The organism is Shewanella sp. SM95, from assembly GCF_025653595.1.
Taxonomy (GTDB): Bacteria; Pseudomonadota; Gammaproteobacteria; order Enterobacterales; family Shewanellaceae; genus Shewanella; species Shewanella oncorhynchi.
Window position 1 is genome coordinate 61,041 of record NZ_JAKKSE010000021.1, and the last position, 15,421, is coordinate 76,461.

At 43.8% G+C, this 15,421-nt stretch carries 16 protein-coding genes and 2 pseudogenes; 9 read left to right on the forward strand and 9 right to left on the reverse strand.

All coding sequences use genetic code 11. From position 1 onward, the window contains the following. Positions 1–3: 3 nt before the first annotated feature. Positions 4–783 carry a prolipoprotein diacylglyceryl transferase gene (gene lgt / locus L5M29_RS18920; RefSeq protein WP_131523760.1) on the reverse strand — a complete coding sequence of 260 codons (780 nt, stop codon included), beginning with the start codon at positions 781–783 and terminating at the stop codon, positions 4–6. Positions 784–999: 216 nt separating this feature from the next. Next, a complete protein-coding gene (locus L5M29_RS18925) occupies positions 1,000–1,470 on the reverse strand; it encodes a cupin domain-containing protein (protein ID WP_263169457.1) in 471 nt (156 codons plus the stop codon). 398 nt (positions 1,471–1,868) lie between these two features. Between L5M29_RS18925 and L5M29_RS18930 the strand changes: the two genes are divergently transcribed. Beyond that, a complete protein-coding gene (locus L5M29_RS18930; RefSeq protein WP_263169459.1) occupies positions 1,869–2,777 on the forward strand; it encodes a GGDEF domain-containing protein in 909 nt (302 codons plus the stop codon). Positions 2,778–2,937: 160 nt separating this feature from the next. Here L5M29_RS18930 and L5M29_RS18935 read toward each other — a convergent pair whose 3' ends face one another. Next, entirely contained in the window at positions 2,938–5,127 is a 2,190-nt protein-coding gene (locus L5M29_RS18935; RefSeq protein ID WP_263169461.1) for an OsmC domain/YcaO domain-containing protein, read from the reverse strand. Positions 5,128–5,385: 258 nt separating this feature from the next. Further along, entirely contained in the window at positions 5,386–5,616 is a 231-nt protein-coding gene (locus L5M29_RS18940; RefSeq protein ID WP_263169463.1) for a hypothetical protein, read from the reverse strand. Between the two features lie 284 nt (positions 5,617–5,900). On the opposite strand from L5M29_RS18940, the gene L5M29_RS18945 reads away from it, so the two are divergent. Then, positions 5,901–7,565: a methyl-accepting chemotaxis protein gene (locus tag L5M29_RS18945; protein WP_105250188.1), complete on the forward strand. Its 1,665-nt coding sequence runs from the start codon at positions 5,901–5,903 to the stop codon at positions 7,563–7,565. A gap of 199 nt (positions 7,566–7,764) precedes the next feature. After that, positions 7,765–7,944 (forward strand): DUF6435 family protein, encoded by a 180-nt coding sequence (locus tag L5M29_RS18950; protein WP_263169465.1) that lies wholly within the window; start codon positions 7,765–7,767, stop codon positions 7,942–7,944. Positions 7,945–7,975: 31 nt separating this feature from the next. Here L5M29_RS18950 and L5M29_RS18955 read toward each other — a convergent pair whose 3' ends face one another. Then, positions 7,976–8,377, reverse strand: coding sequence for a ribosome recycling factor family protein (locus L5M29_RS18955; RefSeq protein WP_263169466.1), 402 nt, complete (start codon positions 8,375–8,377; stop codon positions 7,976–7,978). Positions 8,378–8,541: 164 nt separating this feature from the next. Continuing rightward, positions 8,542–9,429, reverse strand: a complete 888-nt coding sequence (locus L5M29_RS18960; protein ID WP_263169468.1) for a LysR family transcriptional regulator — start codon at positions 9,427–9,429, stop codon at positions 8,542–8,544. A gap of 99 nt (positions 9,430–9,528) precedes the next feature. Here L5M29_RS18960 and L5M29_RS18965 point away from each other — a divergent pair, with 99 nt between their 5' ends. The 3 genes from L5M29_RS18965 (at position 9,529) to L5M29_RS18975 (ending at position 11,451) form a co-directional block, all read left to right on the forward strand. Continuing rightward, complete coding sequence (locus L5M29_RS18965; RefSeq protein ID WP_263169470.1) at positions 9,529–10,152, forward strand: short chain dehydrogenase; 624 nt, start codon at positions 9,529–9,531, stop codon at positions 10,150–10,152. A 137-nt stretch (positions 10,153–10,289) separates the two neighbouring features. Continuing rightward, entirely contained in the window at positions 10,290–10,535 is a 246-nt protein-coding gene (locus L5M29_RS18970) for a DUF3297 family protein (protein ID WP_006080205.1), read from the forward strand. 385 nt (positions 10,536–10,920) lie between these two features. Next, a complete protein-coding gene (locus tag L5M29_RS18975; protein WP_263169472.1) occupies positions 10,921–11,451 on the forward strand; it encodes an SMI1/KNR4 family protein in 531 nt (176 codons plus the stop codon). 189 nt (positions 11,452–11,640) lie between these two features. Here L5M29_RS18975 and thrS read toward each other — a convergent pair whose 3' ends face one another. After that, positions 11,641–12,876 carry a threonine--tRNA ligase gene (gene thrS, locus L5M29_RS18980; protein ID WP_263169474.1) on the reverse strand — a complete coding sequence of 412 codons (1,236 nt, stop codon included), beginning with the start codon at positions 12,874–12,876 and terminating at the stop codon, positions 11,641–11,643. 241 nt (positions 12,877–13,117) lie between these two features. Between thrS and L5M29_RS18985 the strand changes: the two are divergent. Next, a pseudogene (locus L5M29_RS18985) lies at positions 13,118–13,186 on the forward strand (DUF3297 domain-containing protein); the annotation flags it as partial. A gap of 60 nt (positions 13,187–13,246) precedes the next feature. On the opposite strand, the gene L5M29_RS18990 reads toward L5M29_RS18985, so the two are convergent. Beyond that, a complete protein-coding gene (locus tag L5M29_RS18990; protein WP_263169476.1) occupies positions 13,247–14,062 on the reverse strand; it encodes a substrate-binding periplasmic protein in 816 nt (271 codons plus the stop codon). Between the two features lie 86 nt (positions 14,063–14,148). Between L5M29_RS18990 and L5M29_RS18995 the strand changes: the two are divergent. Next, a pseudogene (locus L5M29_RS18995) lies at positions 14,149–14,229 on the forward strand (DUF3297 domain-containing protein); the annotation flags it as partial. A gap of 161 nt (positions 14,230–14,390) precedes the next feature. Then, the gene (locus L5M29_RS19000) at positions 14,391–14,951 is read left to right on the forward strand and encodes a DUF2726 domain-containing protein (protein ID WP_263169477.1); all 561 of its coding nucleotides are present in this window, start codon (positions 14,391–14,393) and stop codon (positions 14,949–14,951) included. A 264-nt stretch (positions 14,952–15,215) separates the two neighbouring features. Here L5M29_RS19000 and L5M29_RS19005 read toward each other — a convergent pair. Then, positions 15,216–15,421: transposase (locus tag L5M29_RS19005; RefSeq protein ID WP_259574827.1), on the reverse strand; the 206-nt coding region annotated here is incomplete at its 5' end.

The window sequence follows — 15,421 nt, forward strand, 5'->3', positions numbered from 1 at the left end:
AATTTAAACGGTTTTCTTTCGATACGCCAAGAACAACAAGACTATACCTACGGCTAAAAACGGTAAGCTCAGAAGTTGTCCCGCACTTAAGAAAGTTTCAGAGTAAGCCGCTTGGCTAACTTTAATCGACTCAATCGCAATTCGCGCACTAAACACCGATACCAGAAACAGGCCGAAAATAGCCCCATGTCTTTGTTTAATCTGCGTGTATTGATACAAAGCATACAGACCAATAAAGATAGCTAAATAAGCGAAAGCCTCATAGAGCTGTGCTGGATGTCTTGGCAACATGTCGACACGGGCAAATATAATGCCCCAAGGTTGAGTCGTAGGATCGCCTAAAATTTCTGAGTTGGCGAAGTTTGCCATACGCACAAAAAAGCCAAAAATGGCGGTTGCGATCGCGAGTCTGTCCAACAAAAACAGGAAGGGTAGCTTCACTTTACGTTGGTAATAATACAAGGCCAGAATCGCGCCTAAACCACCACCGTGGCTGGCAAGTCCGCCTTCCCAAATCGCCAAGATCTTAAGCGGATGAGCAAAGTAATAAGTCGGATCGTAGAACATACAATGGGCCAAACGCGCGCCCACAATAATGCCAACCACACAATAAATCAGTAAATTATCAAGGGACTCAAGATCGAGATTTTCCTTGATATAAATCCGCTTCATCACCTGAAAACCAGCAGTAATAGCAACAGCAAACAGGACTCCATACCAATGTATTTTTAGTCCCATAAACGAGATTAATACAGGATCGAGCTCCCACACTAAGTGTTCCAAATTCAATTACTCCATAACACTTGGTACATAGAGGTACGCCAAAAAGCATGTTTTACGTGGTTAAACGCCAATAGACAAGCCTTGTCGCGGGGATATCTTACTATTGAGTCAAATTTAATGACTCAGAGCGACCTTGGTTTAGCCGAATGAGGCAATGTCAACCAAGTTACCATTTAACAAATCAACTAGCTAAATTTAACTGACTTTGGCGCTTCCCTAACGGCTCAGACGTTGGATGATGTCACTATGCTGTGGATATTGGGCTAACAAAGTTTGTTGGCTAAACAGCTCAAAATCATCAAAGGTAAAACCGGGCGATACCATACAGCCCACTAATGAAAAACCATCTTGATTCATGGCTGAACCAAAGATACAGCCCTTAGGGACTAAAAACTGTGGCCGCTCGCCCGCAGCTAAATTAAGCCCTAATTGCGCCGTCGTTAGCACCCCATTAGGATCAATCATGTAAATCGTCAGTGATTGCCCCGCATGGAAATACCACATTTCATCAGCTGTCAGACGATGAAAATGGGAAACCTCTCCCGTACGCAGCAAAAAATAGATACTGCTCCATAATGCCCGAGTCTGATCAAATGCCGTTTCTGAACGATAGGATGAGCGGTAATAACCGCCTTCAACATGCTGCTCTAGCGCTAAATGTTCAATAAAATCATCTGCAGTATGCATTATAAATCCCTGTGTAAAATTAAAACCACAATTAAGGCCCTAGATTCTACTCGAAAATCATCTGTCCACTAAGCACCGCAATGAAGCTTTTTGAACATAAGCACAAACGCTAAAGTTCAAGACATCACGACTGACTCGATACGATCGCAGGGCTTAGGTTTTAAGCCTCAACAGGGATACAACTCTGCGCCATCGAACGCTCTGATGCCTTGGTAAAATCGCGACGACAAATAAATTGTACGGCATATTGTTATGGTTTGTTGTTACCCACAAAAGCGGCTAAATTGTAATGAGTTCGCAGGATGCATTCGCGGCTAAAGCGCCAAAGAGTAGTTTATCTATGATAACTTGGACACGCGGACTTAAGGTTGGGTGATTTTCCACAGGGATTTTAATCGATGATCAAAATAGAAGAAATGGCTTTAGTCCTTGATGCACTTCCTGATCCTACTTTTGTTCTGTCAAAAAGTGGTAAATACATTGCCGTCTTCGGTGGTAAAGATGACCGTTATTACCACGATGGTAGTGGACTAATCGGCTTGTATCTTAGCGATGTGTTAAAGGCTGATAAACTCAAATACTTTTTACAGGTTATCGAAAGTGCATTAACCAGCCGAAAATTACTGATCGAAGAATATGAATTGAGCAATAAAGATGTCAAAGGCTTACCCGATATAGGTCCTGAACAACCCATTTGGTTTGAGGGACGCATTCAAGCACTAGACTTTCTGGTTGATAATGAGCCTGTGGTGCTTTGGGTCGCCAGTAATATTTCCAAGCGGCATGATCTTGAACTGCAACTACGTCAACTAAGCGATACCGATCAACTGACAGGGCTTTATAACCGTCGCCGCTTAGAACGTGATTTAACCTTCCAATTCGATATATTTCAGCGCCACCGTATTCCCACCTCAATCTTGATCCTCGATTTAGACCACTTAAAGTCCATCAATGATCAATTGGGTCACTATGCTGGCGATCAAATCATCATCGCAGTTGCTGAAACCTGCCGAACTCAATTTAGAAAAACCGATAGCGCGTATCGTTTTGGTGGCGATGAATTTGTGATTGCCCTACCTGGGGTTGAGCATTCGCAAGCGGTTGAATTTGCAGAATACCTCTGCGATTGCTTTTACACTGAACTGCAAAAATATGCGGTCAATGGCTTGTTTGCCACCGTAAGCATTGGAGTCGCTTCTATCGAACCATTGGATAAGTCCTATGAAGAAACGCTTAAGCGGGCCGATGCGGCCTTGTATCAAGCTAAACGTAACGGTAAAAATCGAGTTATATCAAATACAGCCTAAGCGGGCTGAACATTTCAAACCACATATAGCAATAACAAGCATCCTTAATAAGTGATAGCCACAAGTGCTCATAAGAAGCGCGAATCAAAAGAGCAACAAACAAAAAAGCGAACCAAAGGGTTCGCTTTTAAACACATTAAGCTAATGCCAACTAACAGAATTAATTCAGATTTTTCGCAGCTTTACGGGCTTGATGCAGCTTCTTATAGCTTTCAATCAATCTTAAATGCGGCTCAATACCTTCGAGCTGCATGCTGGTCTTAGTTAAGCCATAAAAACGCACTTTACCTGTGACTGAACCGACAACATTGTCCATCACATCTTTACCGAACATACGGTTGAAGTTATGGATAAAATCATCAAGTTCTAACTCTTCATCTAAAGTCACTTCCAGCACAGCATTCATGGCTTGGTAGAACAGGCCACGTTTAACGGTATTATCGTTAAACTGCAGGAACTCACCGACCAGCTCAATCGCGTCTTCGTGTGCACCGAGTGCCAAATAAATCAGGATCTTAAGCTCAATAATCGTCAGTTTTCCCCACACGGTATTTTCATCAAATACAATGCCGATTAAGGTGCGAATATCCGTGTAGTTATCGAGTTGGCTTTCTTCTAAACGGTTGACCAAATTAGCCAATTGCTTAGTGCTTAACGAATGCAGATTTAAGATATCTTCACGGTACGCCAGCGCCTTGTTGGTGTTATCCCAAATCAAGTCATCAACTGGATAAATTTCAGAGTAATCAGGTACTAAAATACGACACGCCGATGCGCCTAAATCGGTAAACTCAGCGATATACACCTCTTTACCTAACGCTTCTAAGATCCCAAACAGGCCGTTGGCTTCTTCTTCACTGGTGCCAGAAAAATCCCATTCGCAGAATTCATAATCAAATTTACTGCTAAAGAAGCGCCATGAAATCACCCCTGTTGAATCAATAAAGTGCTCAACAAAGTTTTCTGGCTCGCTGACCGCCATGCTGTTAAAGGTCGGTTTTGGCACATCGTTTAAACCTTCTAAACTACGGCCTTGCAGCAATTCAGTTAGGCTGCGCTCTAACGCCACTTCAAAGCTTGGGTGCGCGCCAAAGGAGGCGAATACTCCGCCGGTTTTCGGGTTCATCAGGGTGACGCACATCACTGGGAACTGGCCGCCGAGTGAGGCATCTTTGACCACAACCGGGAAACCTTGCTCTTCTAAGCCGTTAATGCCTGCGAGGATGCTTGGGTACTTTTCTAGTACAGACATAGGCACATCGGGCAGGACAATTTCTTGCTCAATGATTTGACGTTTTACAGCGCGCTCAAAAATCTCTGACAAGCACTGCACATGGGCTTCTTGCAGGTTATTACCCGCACTCATACCATTGCTTAAGAACAGGTTTTCAATCAGGTTCGACGGGAAGTAAACCGTTTCACCGTCAGATTTACGGGTGTAAGGAATCGCACAGATACCGCGCTTAACATTACCCGAATTAGTATCAATCAAGTGCGAGCCACACAGCTCGTCGTCTGGGTTATAAATCTCTAAGCAATAGTCATCGAGAATACCCGCTGGCAGCGCATCGTCTTCCTCTAACGCAAACCACTTTTCATTGGGATAATGCACAAATTCGCTATTGGCGATTTCAGTCCCAAAGAATTGATCATTATAGAAAAAGTTGTTATTCAGACGCTCAATAAACTCGCCGAGTGCCGAGCACAGCGCGCTTTCTTTGGTCGCGCCTTTACCATTGGTGAAACACATTGGCGAAGCGGCATCACGAATGTGCAGTGACCACACGTTCGGCACTATGTTACGCCATGAAGAGATCTCAATCTTCATTCCAAGATCGGCGAGCATGCCCGTCATATTGGCAATGGTTTGCTCCAGCGGCAGATCTTTACCCAGAATAAAGGTGCTCGATGCGCCATTAGGCTGGCCCATTAACATGGCATTGGCGTCTGAATCTAGGTTCTCGACGGTTTCAATTTTAAATTCTGGACCCGTTTGCACCACTTTTTTAACCGTACAACGGTCAATCGAGCGCAAAATACCTTCGCGATCTTTCTCCGAAATATCTTCGGGTAACTCAACTTGAATTTGGAAAATCTGGTTGTAGCGATCTTCAGGATCGACAATATTGTTCTGCGACAGTCTAATGTTATCCGTTGGAATATCACGGGCTTTGCAATATACCTTCACGAAATAGGCCGCACACAGGGCTGACGACGCTAAGAAATAGTCAAACGGACTAGGGGCAGAACCATCACCTTTGTAGCGGATTGGCTGATCGGCGGTCACGGTAAAATCATCAAACTTGGCTTCAAGTCTAAGATTGTCGAGAAAATTAACTTTGATTTCCATTGAATATGATTTCCACTAAATATGCGAGTCTGTAGCAGCCCATCGACCAAGTCGCGTCATTGGTAATGAGTCATTAAGGGGGAATTATCGGTGTTTTTGGCCCATTAGTCTTGGGTTAATTATGTTAAAAACCATAATCAGGGCATTTGCGGCTGAGCTTGGTGGGTTGAATAGCAGGGTTAAGCGAGTACTTAGATTGAGTATCAAGAAGGCGAGGAAACCAATAAGTCGCAGAGTAACACTCTGTGCAAAAACACATTATGGATGTTTTTCAGTTTCTCGCTTAACCAACAGGAAGGTTAAATACATCTTAGTCGGTAATGACAAGGCCATGCCAAAGGCAACACACATGGCACTGAGAATAATCCCCTGCACGCCCATAGCCTCAACGGTTTCATTAAAGTTATGCAAGTAGATGCCCAGCGCAATAAGACAAATACCCACACTAATGCAGATTTTCAGCGTTAGGATCAACTTTTCATTTGTCACAACCCTGCCCTTACTATTTGCCACTATCTGCACCGGCTGCACCAGCTCTAGCTAATTTTGCATCAATTTTAGCTAATATAGTGAACTCATTGGGCCCATATAATGTTGATAAAGATCAAAAGAAAGGCCTAGATTCACAGCATAGTTAACGATTTTGGAATAAATCAACAGCGCGCATTTTATCGATTTCCATTACATTTTTGTTAACTTAAGCACTTAAGAATGCGGGAAATTAGCTATACTGCCCTGCAATAAAAGAGATGTTCATCATGGAGTCGTCAAGCATGTCTAATTTCAGCCTACGTAATAAATTACTGCTGTTGTCGTTATTCCCTTTAATTTTTACTTTGTTCGTACTCATGACAGTTTCTTACTATGTCGAAAAAGACGCCCTTGCAGATGAAGTGACGACCTTTAGAACTAAGCTCATAGGTGAACGTAAAACACAAATAAAAGAAGCCACCGAAATTGCCGCAGGAATAGTGCAGTATCAGTTGTCTTTAAAAGAAAATGGCAATGTAAACCAAGCGCTACGTGATATCCGTTTTGGCAGTTCTGGTTACTTCTTTATTTACGACTCCCAAGGTAAAAACCTGTTCCATGCCGTCATGCCCAACCTCGAAGGGCAAAATAAAATTGATATGACAGATCCCCGCGGCACTAAAATCATTGTCGGTTTACTCGATGCCGCTAAAAAAGGGGACGGTAACTTCTCGTTCTACTTTCAAAAACCCAATACCAATGAGCAAATTGAAAAAATCGGTTACTCCATGATGATCCCTGGCACTGACTGGATGCTAGGCACGGGAGTCTATATCGATGATATCGACACTGTCGTTGAGGATTATCGTGCGACGGTCACTGAGCAGATGATCGAAAAATCCTATGCCATTCTGTTAATTGCGCTGTTACTCGCCGCGATTACTACCGTTGTTATTCTGATCACCGCCCAACGTATGGTCGCACCAATTAAAAATATGGCGAATAACTTAAACGATATAGCTAAAGGCGAAGGCGATTTAACCAAACGTCTTATTGTTAAAGGTGAAGATGAAATTGCACAACTAGGTCAATCCTTTAACCTGTTTGTCGATAAACTCCAAACCATCATAGGCGATGTGGCAAACGCGACGGCTAAAGTTAAAACCGCCGCCAACGCGATTCACGATCAAACCAAAGTCATGTCGAGCCAACTCATCAGTCATAACAATGAAACTGATCAAGTGGTTACCGCCATCACTGAAATGTCAGCCACCGCCAGCGAAGTAGCGCAAAATACCACGCAAGTGGCTGAAGCGACTCACGCTGCCACTGGCGATGTAGCCAATGCTCAGCGCTGCGTCGATGCTTCTTTAGAAGAAATTTCGGCACTCATGGCGCAAATCAACAATGCGGCGGGCAGCATTCAATCCTTGAGCGAACAGTCTAAAAAAATCAACAACGTGCTGTCAGTGATTGGCGGTATTGCTGAGCAAACTAACCTATTGGCATTAAATGCCGCCATCGAAGCGGCCCGCGCCGGAGAACAGGGCCGAGGCTTTGCCGTGGTGGCCGATGAAGTGCGTAACTTAGCGAGCCGAACGCAATCAAGCACTTTAGAAATCAATGAGATGCTAACTGAACTGCACAAGCTTGTCGCACTGGCAGTAAAAACGATGGAAGAAAGTCAGCAAAGCTGCGTGCGCTCGGTAGACTCTTCCCGTGCAATTTCTGAAAGCCTTGGTTCAGTGACATCGGCGGTCACGGCAATTAACGACATGAGCACCCAAATTGCGACGGCGGCCACGGAACAAAGCTCTGTAACCGAAGAAATCAACCGTAATGTGTTCGCCATCCAAGAGATAGTGAATGAGTTACTCCATTCCAGCGAAGATGCTGCCAGAGTCAGCCAGACCGTGTCGCAGGAAGGAATTAACTTAGGTAAGCTCGTCGGTCAGTTTAAGATTTAAAATATTTTCAATGGGTTGCAAGCTAGAGAAGACATAGCAACCCATTGGTTTGCTGCAAATGTAAGATAAGGTCTCAGCCTTGCTGAGACCGATGGCAGTGGAATTGAAGGATTGTGGGATTTTTTAATTTCAAAAAGTAAAACTTAAATCCCATTGCCTACGTATATAAGTCCAAATACCCAATCCAATAGAAATGGCCATGTTCTCAATATTTAAGAAAAATCCCTTAAAAAAATTAACTCAGCAATATAACGCCAAGCTTGAACAAGCTATGCATGCCCAGAGAAAAGGCGATATTAGATCCTACTCACTGCTGACCGCTGAAGCCGAGCAAATCGAAAATCAAATAAAAGTGTTAGAAACAACAAGCCATAAATAAACCTTTAAAGCAAAAACACTCAGCAGACAAACTACCAAGAGTCAGCTTGAAAACGTGCCAATCTGGCCTCTGTGACTGTGCATTGGGTCAATTGCATCAACTCACCTAAGGTAATCGCAGGGTTGTCTGTGATAAGCCGAATCAGCTTAGCGTCTAATGGTTCAAGTTTGTCTGCATGCTGCAGTAAAGCTGACTCAAGCTTTTGAATAAGATAACGAAATGCTCCATCGGCCATCAGTAGCTGCTCGGCTTTTAAATGCGCACAGCAGGATTGGATCTTGATCGCCGCGCCAACAATGCACCAATTCCTTGAACGTCGCACACGCTTAAGCTCGCAATCATATAGGGTTGCAATCGCTTGAGCTTGTTTAACCGCCTCCCGCCCAATTCGATGAATCAGCGAGGGCAGCGAGATACTAATGTCATCGTTCATAACGCTTGGTTCATCGCCGCTCTTTTATGCCTGCATGGGAAAAGCCTGCTCGACTTTACATTCAAATACAAAAATTCAATGCGCGGCAGTGTACTCTGCCTCACTTTATTCTAAAAGCTCCGCCCTCTGCCGGATAAGATTTGATGCGATGACGCTTTGACTCATTAACCCACATATTTTGAGTGAGTTTCGCACCACGTTTGTAGCTTATGTTGTAAATCGCGCAGCTTCTTTGGGTAATGGCTCTGCTTGGCATAAACCATATACAACTCATGTGGATAGCATTGCCATTGGGGAACGAGCAAAGTGAGTTTGTGCTGAGCGATATCCTCCTCTACCAAATAATAAGGCAGGCTAGCGATACCTGTACCACTCAAAGTAAGCAAATGCGTAGTGGCATAGTTTGAACTGCACAGTGCAGGCTCAAAAGTGAGCGTGAGACTGTCCCCCGCGAGTGGTTCAAACACCCACTGTGTTTCGCCCGAAGACAATAGACGATAATGGCGTAAATCATCAGGGTGACGAACTTCTGCGGCTGCGGAATGTGCGGGCGAAACCACTAAGACATGACGAATTCTGCCAAGATATCTGGCGATCAGATTATCGCTGTGCGCAATGCTTGTTCTTAAGGCGAGATCAAACTTACCGAACTCAACATCTTGAATATTCTGCTCAAAACACAGTTCGAGTTTCACTTGAGGATACTCAGCAATAAACTGGAGCAGCATAGGACTCAGCAATTTTTTGCCCAGTTCCGTTGGGGCGGTGAATTTTAAAGTACCGCAGGAGTCCTGCGTTAAATCCTGCACTAAACGTCCAGCTTCATTGGCCAGCCTCTCAATTTCGCAGGCTTTACCATATAACGCTTGCCCTGCTTCGGTCATTGATACTCGCCGCGTGGTTCGGTGGAGTAATTGACAACCCATTTCATCTTCAAGGGATTTAACATGGCGCGATACTAAACCTTTAGAAGCCCCGAGTTGTTCAGACGCAGCGCTAAAACTGTGCATTTTGGCAACCAGCATAAATGACTGCAGATGGGTGAGATTCATCAATTAAATCCATTAACGAAACAATGTGGTGATTATATGCGCTTTTTCTATTTAATTAACCAGACTATCCTCAATTCGTATTCAATTTAGGAGCATGTAATGAAAATAGTCGTAGTGGGTGCATCAGGCACAATCGGACAAGCCATAGTCCGCTTATTCCATTCAACTCAGCATGAAGTTATTCAGGTAGGGCGAACAACGGGGGATGTCCTGATAGACATTCGGGATGAACATTCACTCCATCAAGGGCTAGAAAAAATCGGTAAAGTCGATGCAATGATTTCGGCCATGGGTGACGTCGTGTTTAAACCCTTCAACGCTATGACCCAAGCAGACTGGTATACAGGGCTCCAAAGTAAGTTATTGGGGCAGATACAGTTAGTGCAAATAGGTAGCCAACACCTCAACGCTGGGGGGAGTTTTACACTGACCAGTGGCATTATTGCCGATGTCCAAGTAAAAGATGGCATCAGTGCCGCCACAATCAATGGCGCACTTGAGCATTTTGTTACCGCCGTCGCGGGTGAATTACCTGCGCAGCAGCGGATAAACATTGTCAGCCCAACGGTATTAAGCGAGTCATTAGCGAGCTATCAGGACTATTTTCCCGGTTTTAGTGCAATCAATGCCGACACATTAGCCAAGGTTTACTTGCGCTCAGTCATGGGCAGAGAAAACGGCCGAGTGCTGAAAGCCTTTTCCAGCTGCGGCACAGTGTCCTAACAGCAGTGTCCTAACAGGACAACCTAACCTTGTAACGCAAGGCGCGTAATCAGTCACAGTTAAAGTCTTGAGCGTTGCGCTGGGATTGCCTACAATAGCGCACGCTTTTTCACTATAGACAACGACAGATCACGACCATGACCGACACAACATCATTACCTGCTTTACCGGATCGCCTTTCCGTTAACCCACGCAGCCCACACCATGTGGCAGAAATTTTCGAGCACGATATCGGTATTAAGCTCAACGGCAAAGAGCGTTTTGATGTCGAAGAATATTGCATCAGTGAAGGTTGGGTAAAAGTGCCAAGCAAATCCTTAGACCGTCGCGGCCAACCTCTTTTGCTCACAGTAAAAGGCACAGTTGAAGCCTTTTATCGTTAAGCTTTAGCGCAAAGAGCAGGATCATAACAACGGCCAATCTAATTGGCCGTTTTTGTTTGCCCAGCAGCAAATGATACTAATTCAATGCTACTTGCTGAAACTACACCAGTGCAGTGAACGACTATTCGGAACAGCTATCTAGTCGTTTTTTGGCAAAATGGATTAAATCAAACAGCATTATGCATGCCTACTTATTTGAATATCATCAAGTTTATTTGGGGATTCGCTAGAGAAAGCGTTAGAGAGAGGAGAAATAGTTGATGTCTCGGTAACTCCAATATATAAAGGTCCTTCCAGAATACCGGCAGGTATAACAGTGAATGCTCAAGGTAGTGGTGGTTTCTTTGAAAGCATTACTCTTCTTAATCCTCGTGGAATGTAGATCATGACCCTATCTGTATTAAATAGCATTTTAGTTTCCCCTAACATCCCTAATGAATCTGGGATTGGTAACGTTTGGCCTTCTATAGATGAAGGTCTTAGTTTTCCCAGTGATTACATTGCGTTTATTAATCGTTATGGCACAGGAAGAATTGCCGATTTTATTGCGATATTCAATCCATTTACTACAAATTATGACCTTGATTTTTTTGAGCAGAAGAAATCAATCATTGAGGATTTCAATTACCTTAATAATGAAGACCCAGAGTATTTTAAATATAACCTCTATCCAGAAATTAATGGCCTTTTACCAATAGGCGTAACGGATAATGGTGATTGCATATTTTGGGTTGTTTCCGATCTGAAAGACAGTGAGACATGGGGCACTGCAATAATCGCATCTAGATCGCCAGATGTAGAATATTTTGATGAAAATATAACCTCTCTATTGACTGGTTTATTGTTAAGAAAAATAAGATCAGGATCATTACCTAATAGTTTCCCTCCTAAAAATGTTACCTTTGAAAAAATTTAAACAAAAAATAAATGGTCATCCGCAATAAATCATGGACCGCCACAGCCAACCACTGCTACTCACAGTCAAAGGCACAGTTGAAGCCTTTTATCGTTAAGCCTTAGCGCAAAGAGCCGGATCATAAAATGAGTAAAGGCTAGCCGTGGGAACCCTAGCTAGCCTTAGATAACAAACACAGTCTTCCTTACGTTATTGTTTGCGCACTAGTTTATCCGCAAGGTAGTCAGCTAATTCAGCAAGAGGGATATGAGTCATCACACCATCTTTGCGGCACTTAACTGACACACACTTCTCGGCCTCTTCTTTATCCCCAACCGTTAAGATGTAAGGCACTTTTTGCTTGTGAAAGCGTTTCATTTTGCGGGCAACTGAGTGTTGACTGATATCAACCAACACTCGCATGTCTCGTGCTAAACATAGTGCGGCTAACTGACGGACAAATTGGCTGTTTGACTCATTCACTGAAGCGATAGCAACAGGCACGGGATGCAACCAATCCGGCAGGTTACCCTGTGAGACTTCTAAGAGAATCCCCAGCCAACGCTCGATAGAGCCATACATAGCTTGGTGCATAATCACTGGCCGTTCGAATTCACCTTGCTCATTGGTGTAGTGAACATCGAATCTTTCAGGCAAATTGAAATCAAACTGGATAGTGCCACACTGCCAGCGTCTTCCCATAGAATCTGTCAGTGACAGTTCAATTTTGGGACCATAAAAAGCCCCTTCACCAGCTTGATACTCAGCATCAAAGCCCTCAATCTGGCAGGCTGAATCCAATAACTTTTGTGCTCGGCACCATTGCTCATCGCTGCCTAATGCCTTCTCAGGTTTAGTCGATATTTTTACGTCTAAATTATGGTAGCCGTAATCACCATAAACCTGCTTTGCACGCTGGAGAAAACCACGTATCTCCTCCTCTGCCTGAGACCAACAGCAAAAAACATGGGCATCATCCTGAGTGAACTGGCGTGCGCGCAGGCAACCATTTAACGAACCGGAGGATTCATTACGGTGCACCAAGCCAAACTCAAATAGCCGCAGAGGCAAATCTCTATGGCTATGTACTCCGCGCTTAAACAGCAAAATATGGGCAGGACAAGACATGGGTTTTAAAACATATTCATCGATGTTTTCCTTTCCGCCACCGAAAAACATGTTCTCTGCAAACATGTCCATATGCCCAGACGTTTGCCATAACTCCTTCTTCATAAAAACAGGCGTGTTCACCTCTTCAAAACCATTTCTACGGTACACGCGCCTCATGTGCTCTTGAATATCTCGAAATAATGCCCAGCCATTCGGGTGCCAAAAAATCATGCCCGGCGCCTGTGGTTCAGAGTGAAATAGGTCAAGTTGTTCTGCAATTTCGCGATGTGTTTTCATCATTCTCTCCTGAGTAAAATCTGAGTAAAATCTGAGCAAAATACAAAACCAAGGTATAAAAAAACCCTCTGGCGATTTCGCTCAGAGGGTTTTTTTAAAGACGCAAAAAACTACCCCCCGAGAATTCTCGTGGTGGTAGTGGTGGTGTTAATTGCGCTTACGTATATTTTTTTCATGCGCCAGTAATAACAAATCATCCCTATCGCAGCAAGCATTTTGTTTATAAAAAAAATAAATGGCAGACAAAATAAAGACAAAATAAATGGCCATCCATAATGAATTATTAGACCGTCGCGGCCAACCTCTTTTGCTCACAGTAAAAGGCACAGTTGAAGCGTTTTATCGTTAAGCTTTAGCGCAAAGAGCGGGATCATAACAACGGCCAATTAATATTAGCCGTTTTGTTTGCCTATTCTACTTCTGCGGCTAAACCATAGGCCTGGTAAATCTGTTTTACACGGCCCGATGCAGCCATATCAAGCAGCGCCCGATTAAGTTCATCGAAAATAGCAGCATGGGTAGAGTTACGGGACATACCAAAATAATGTTCGATCCGATTCGACTGACGGTAATCGGCATAGCTGAAACGATCGTAACCGAGCTGCTTGAAGGCATTCTCAATGGCGGCACGATCGAGCACCACCATAGTGTCAAAACGCCCCATGATAAACATGCGAGCCATGTTTTCATCATCGATAGACTCAATTTTACGTATCGCGGGATCCGTATTAAAACGCTCAAAATAAACTGTGCCCCGTTTAACCCCTACAGTAAGCTGATACAAATCCTCATAGGACTTAATCCGTCCTTCCTCACCGGCTTTTACGAGAAACAAAATATCGCGAGTTTGCGTGGCTATAGGACCAAGAAACCGTACAAATGCCTCTCGCTCTTCGTCTCGTATCGTGCGCGGCACAATGTCGACCGTTCCTACCCGCAACTCATGAATGCTGCGAGCAAAAGGACGCGCGCTCCATTCGACGCGATAACCGACCTTAGCCGCCGCTTCCTCAAGAATATCCTTTAATGGACTCGTCATAGTATTAGTTCGCTCATCAAGCACCATCTCAGGAGGACGATGCCGAAAATCGGCACGCAACACGTTAGAAAAAGTAGCCGATTGCAGCTCAGCGGCGACAATGATGTCCGCGAAAAAACCACAACCAAGCACACACAGAATTGCGTAAACAGAAGGCAACAAAACAAGGATACTTTTAAAATACATAGAGATACCCGCAAATTTATATGCTGTATTTAGCATAACTCAAAAAATCGAAAACTAAAGTGCATAAAACATTAAAATAAATGGCCATCCATAATGAATCCTTAGACCGTCGCGGCCAACCTCTTTTACTCGCAGTAAAAGGTACAGTTGAAGCGTTTTATCGTTAAGATGTATGCGTACTGATAATATCGGTACGACTGTTGATGTAGTGGCTAACAAGATGTAATCACTACACTCAGAGACTCATTATTTTTGGCATAAAAGTACTAGCAGCTAACGGATATGTACTTAGCAAGTTACAATGACAATACTAAACAAGGATGTAATGATGAATTCGAATCAATTAATACTTATCGGGCTGGGTTTGGCGATTATCATTTTCGTGCCGCTACTCTTACGCATTTTCACTAATCTGCTTATCCCATCTTCAGATAATAACTATCGCTACCGTAAACAAGACGCCCTATTTTCCAGTGCTGAACGCTCCTTTCTCGGGATATTAGATCAAGCTGTAGGCGAACAATTCCGAGTTCTGGGCAAAGTGCGTATCGCCGACGTTATCACCCCAGAAAAAGGCATGAACCGCAAACACTGGCAAATTGCCTTTAATAGAATTTCAGCCAAGCACTTCGATTACTTACTCTGCGACAAAAATACACTTGAAGTTATCGCCGCCATCGAACTCGACGATAAAAGCCATAAGCAAACACGTACTCAGCAACGCGACCTCCTCATCGAGCAAGCCTGCGAAAGCGCCAAACTGCCATTAATCCGCTTCAATGCCAAACGCAGCTATCAGCTAGAGCTTATTCGCAGCACTATACATGCAGCCTTACCAGCAAAAACTCACGCAGCTGAAGAGTCGCCACTCATACTGACCGCGGACTAAACATAAACTAAATCCATGAACACTACACATCCTGAGTTTAAGGATGTTAAGCTTGACTCGATTTTTTACCCTTATGCTGCTTTTTGAATTCATGTACATCATGTAAGCTGGCAGCGCTTACTCGTCTAACAGCGCTTGAGATTTAAAGCGACCTTCCCCAAACGCATCTTTAATACTTGTCTTAACGATTGGCCTTGTGAGCAATTTCTTCAATAAAACAAAGCATAAGCTAGGGTCTGTTGATCTTTGCTGTACAAATGTTGTTCAGCAATACATCGGCAGCCACATTAACATAAACGCCAGTGACACCATACTGGCGTAATTTCTTGCTAGCTTGTCATATCTTGTTGATATTGCTCGATAGTGCTTAATTCTTCCAAAAGCATTCTCCACTAAATGTCGATACCGATATAAGCACCAATCGACTCTTTCTTGAGGTGTATTCTTATAGCGGCGCCTTGGAATAACAG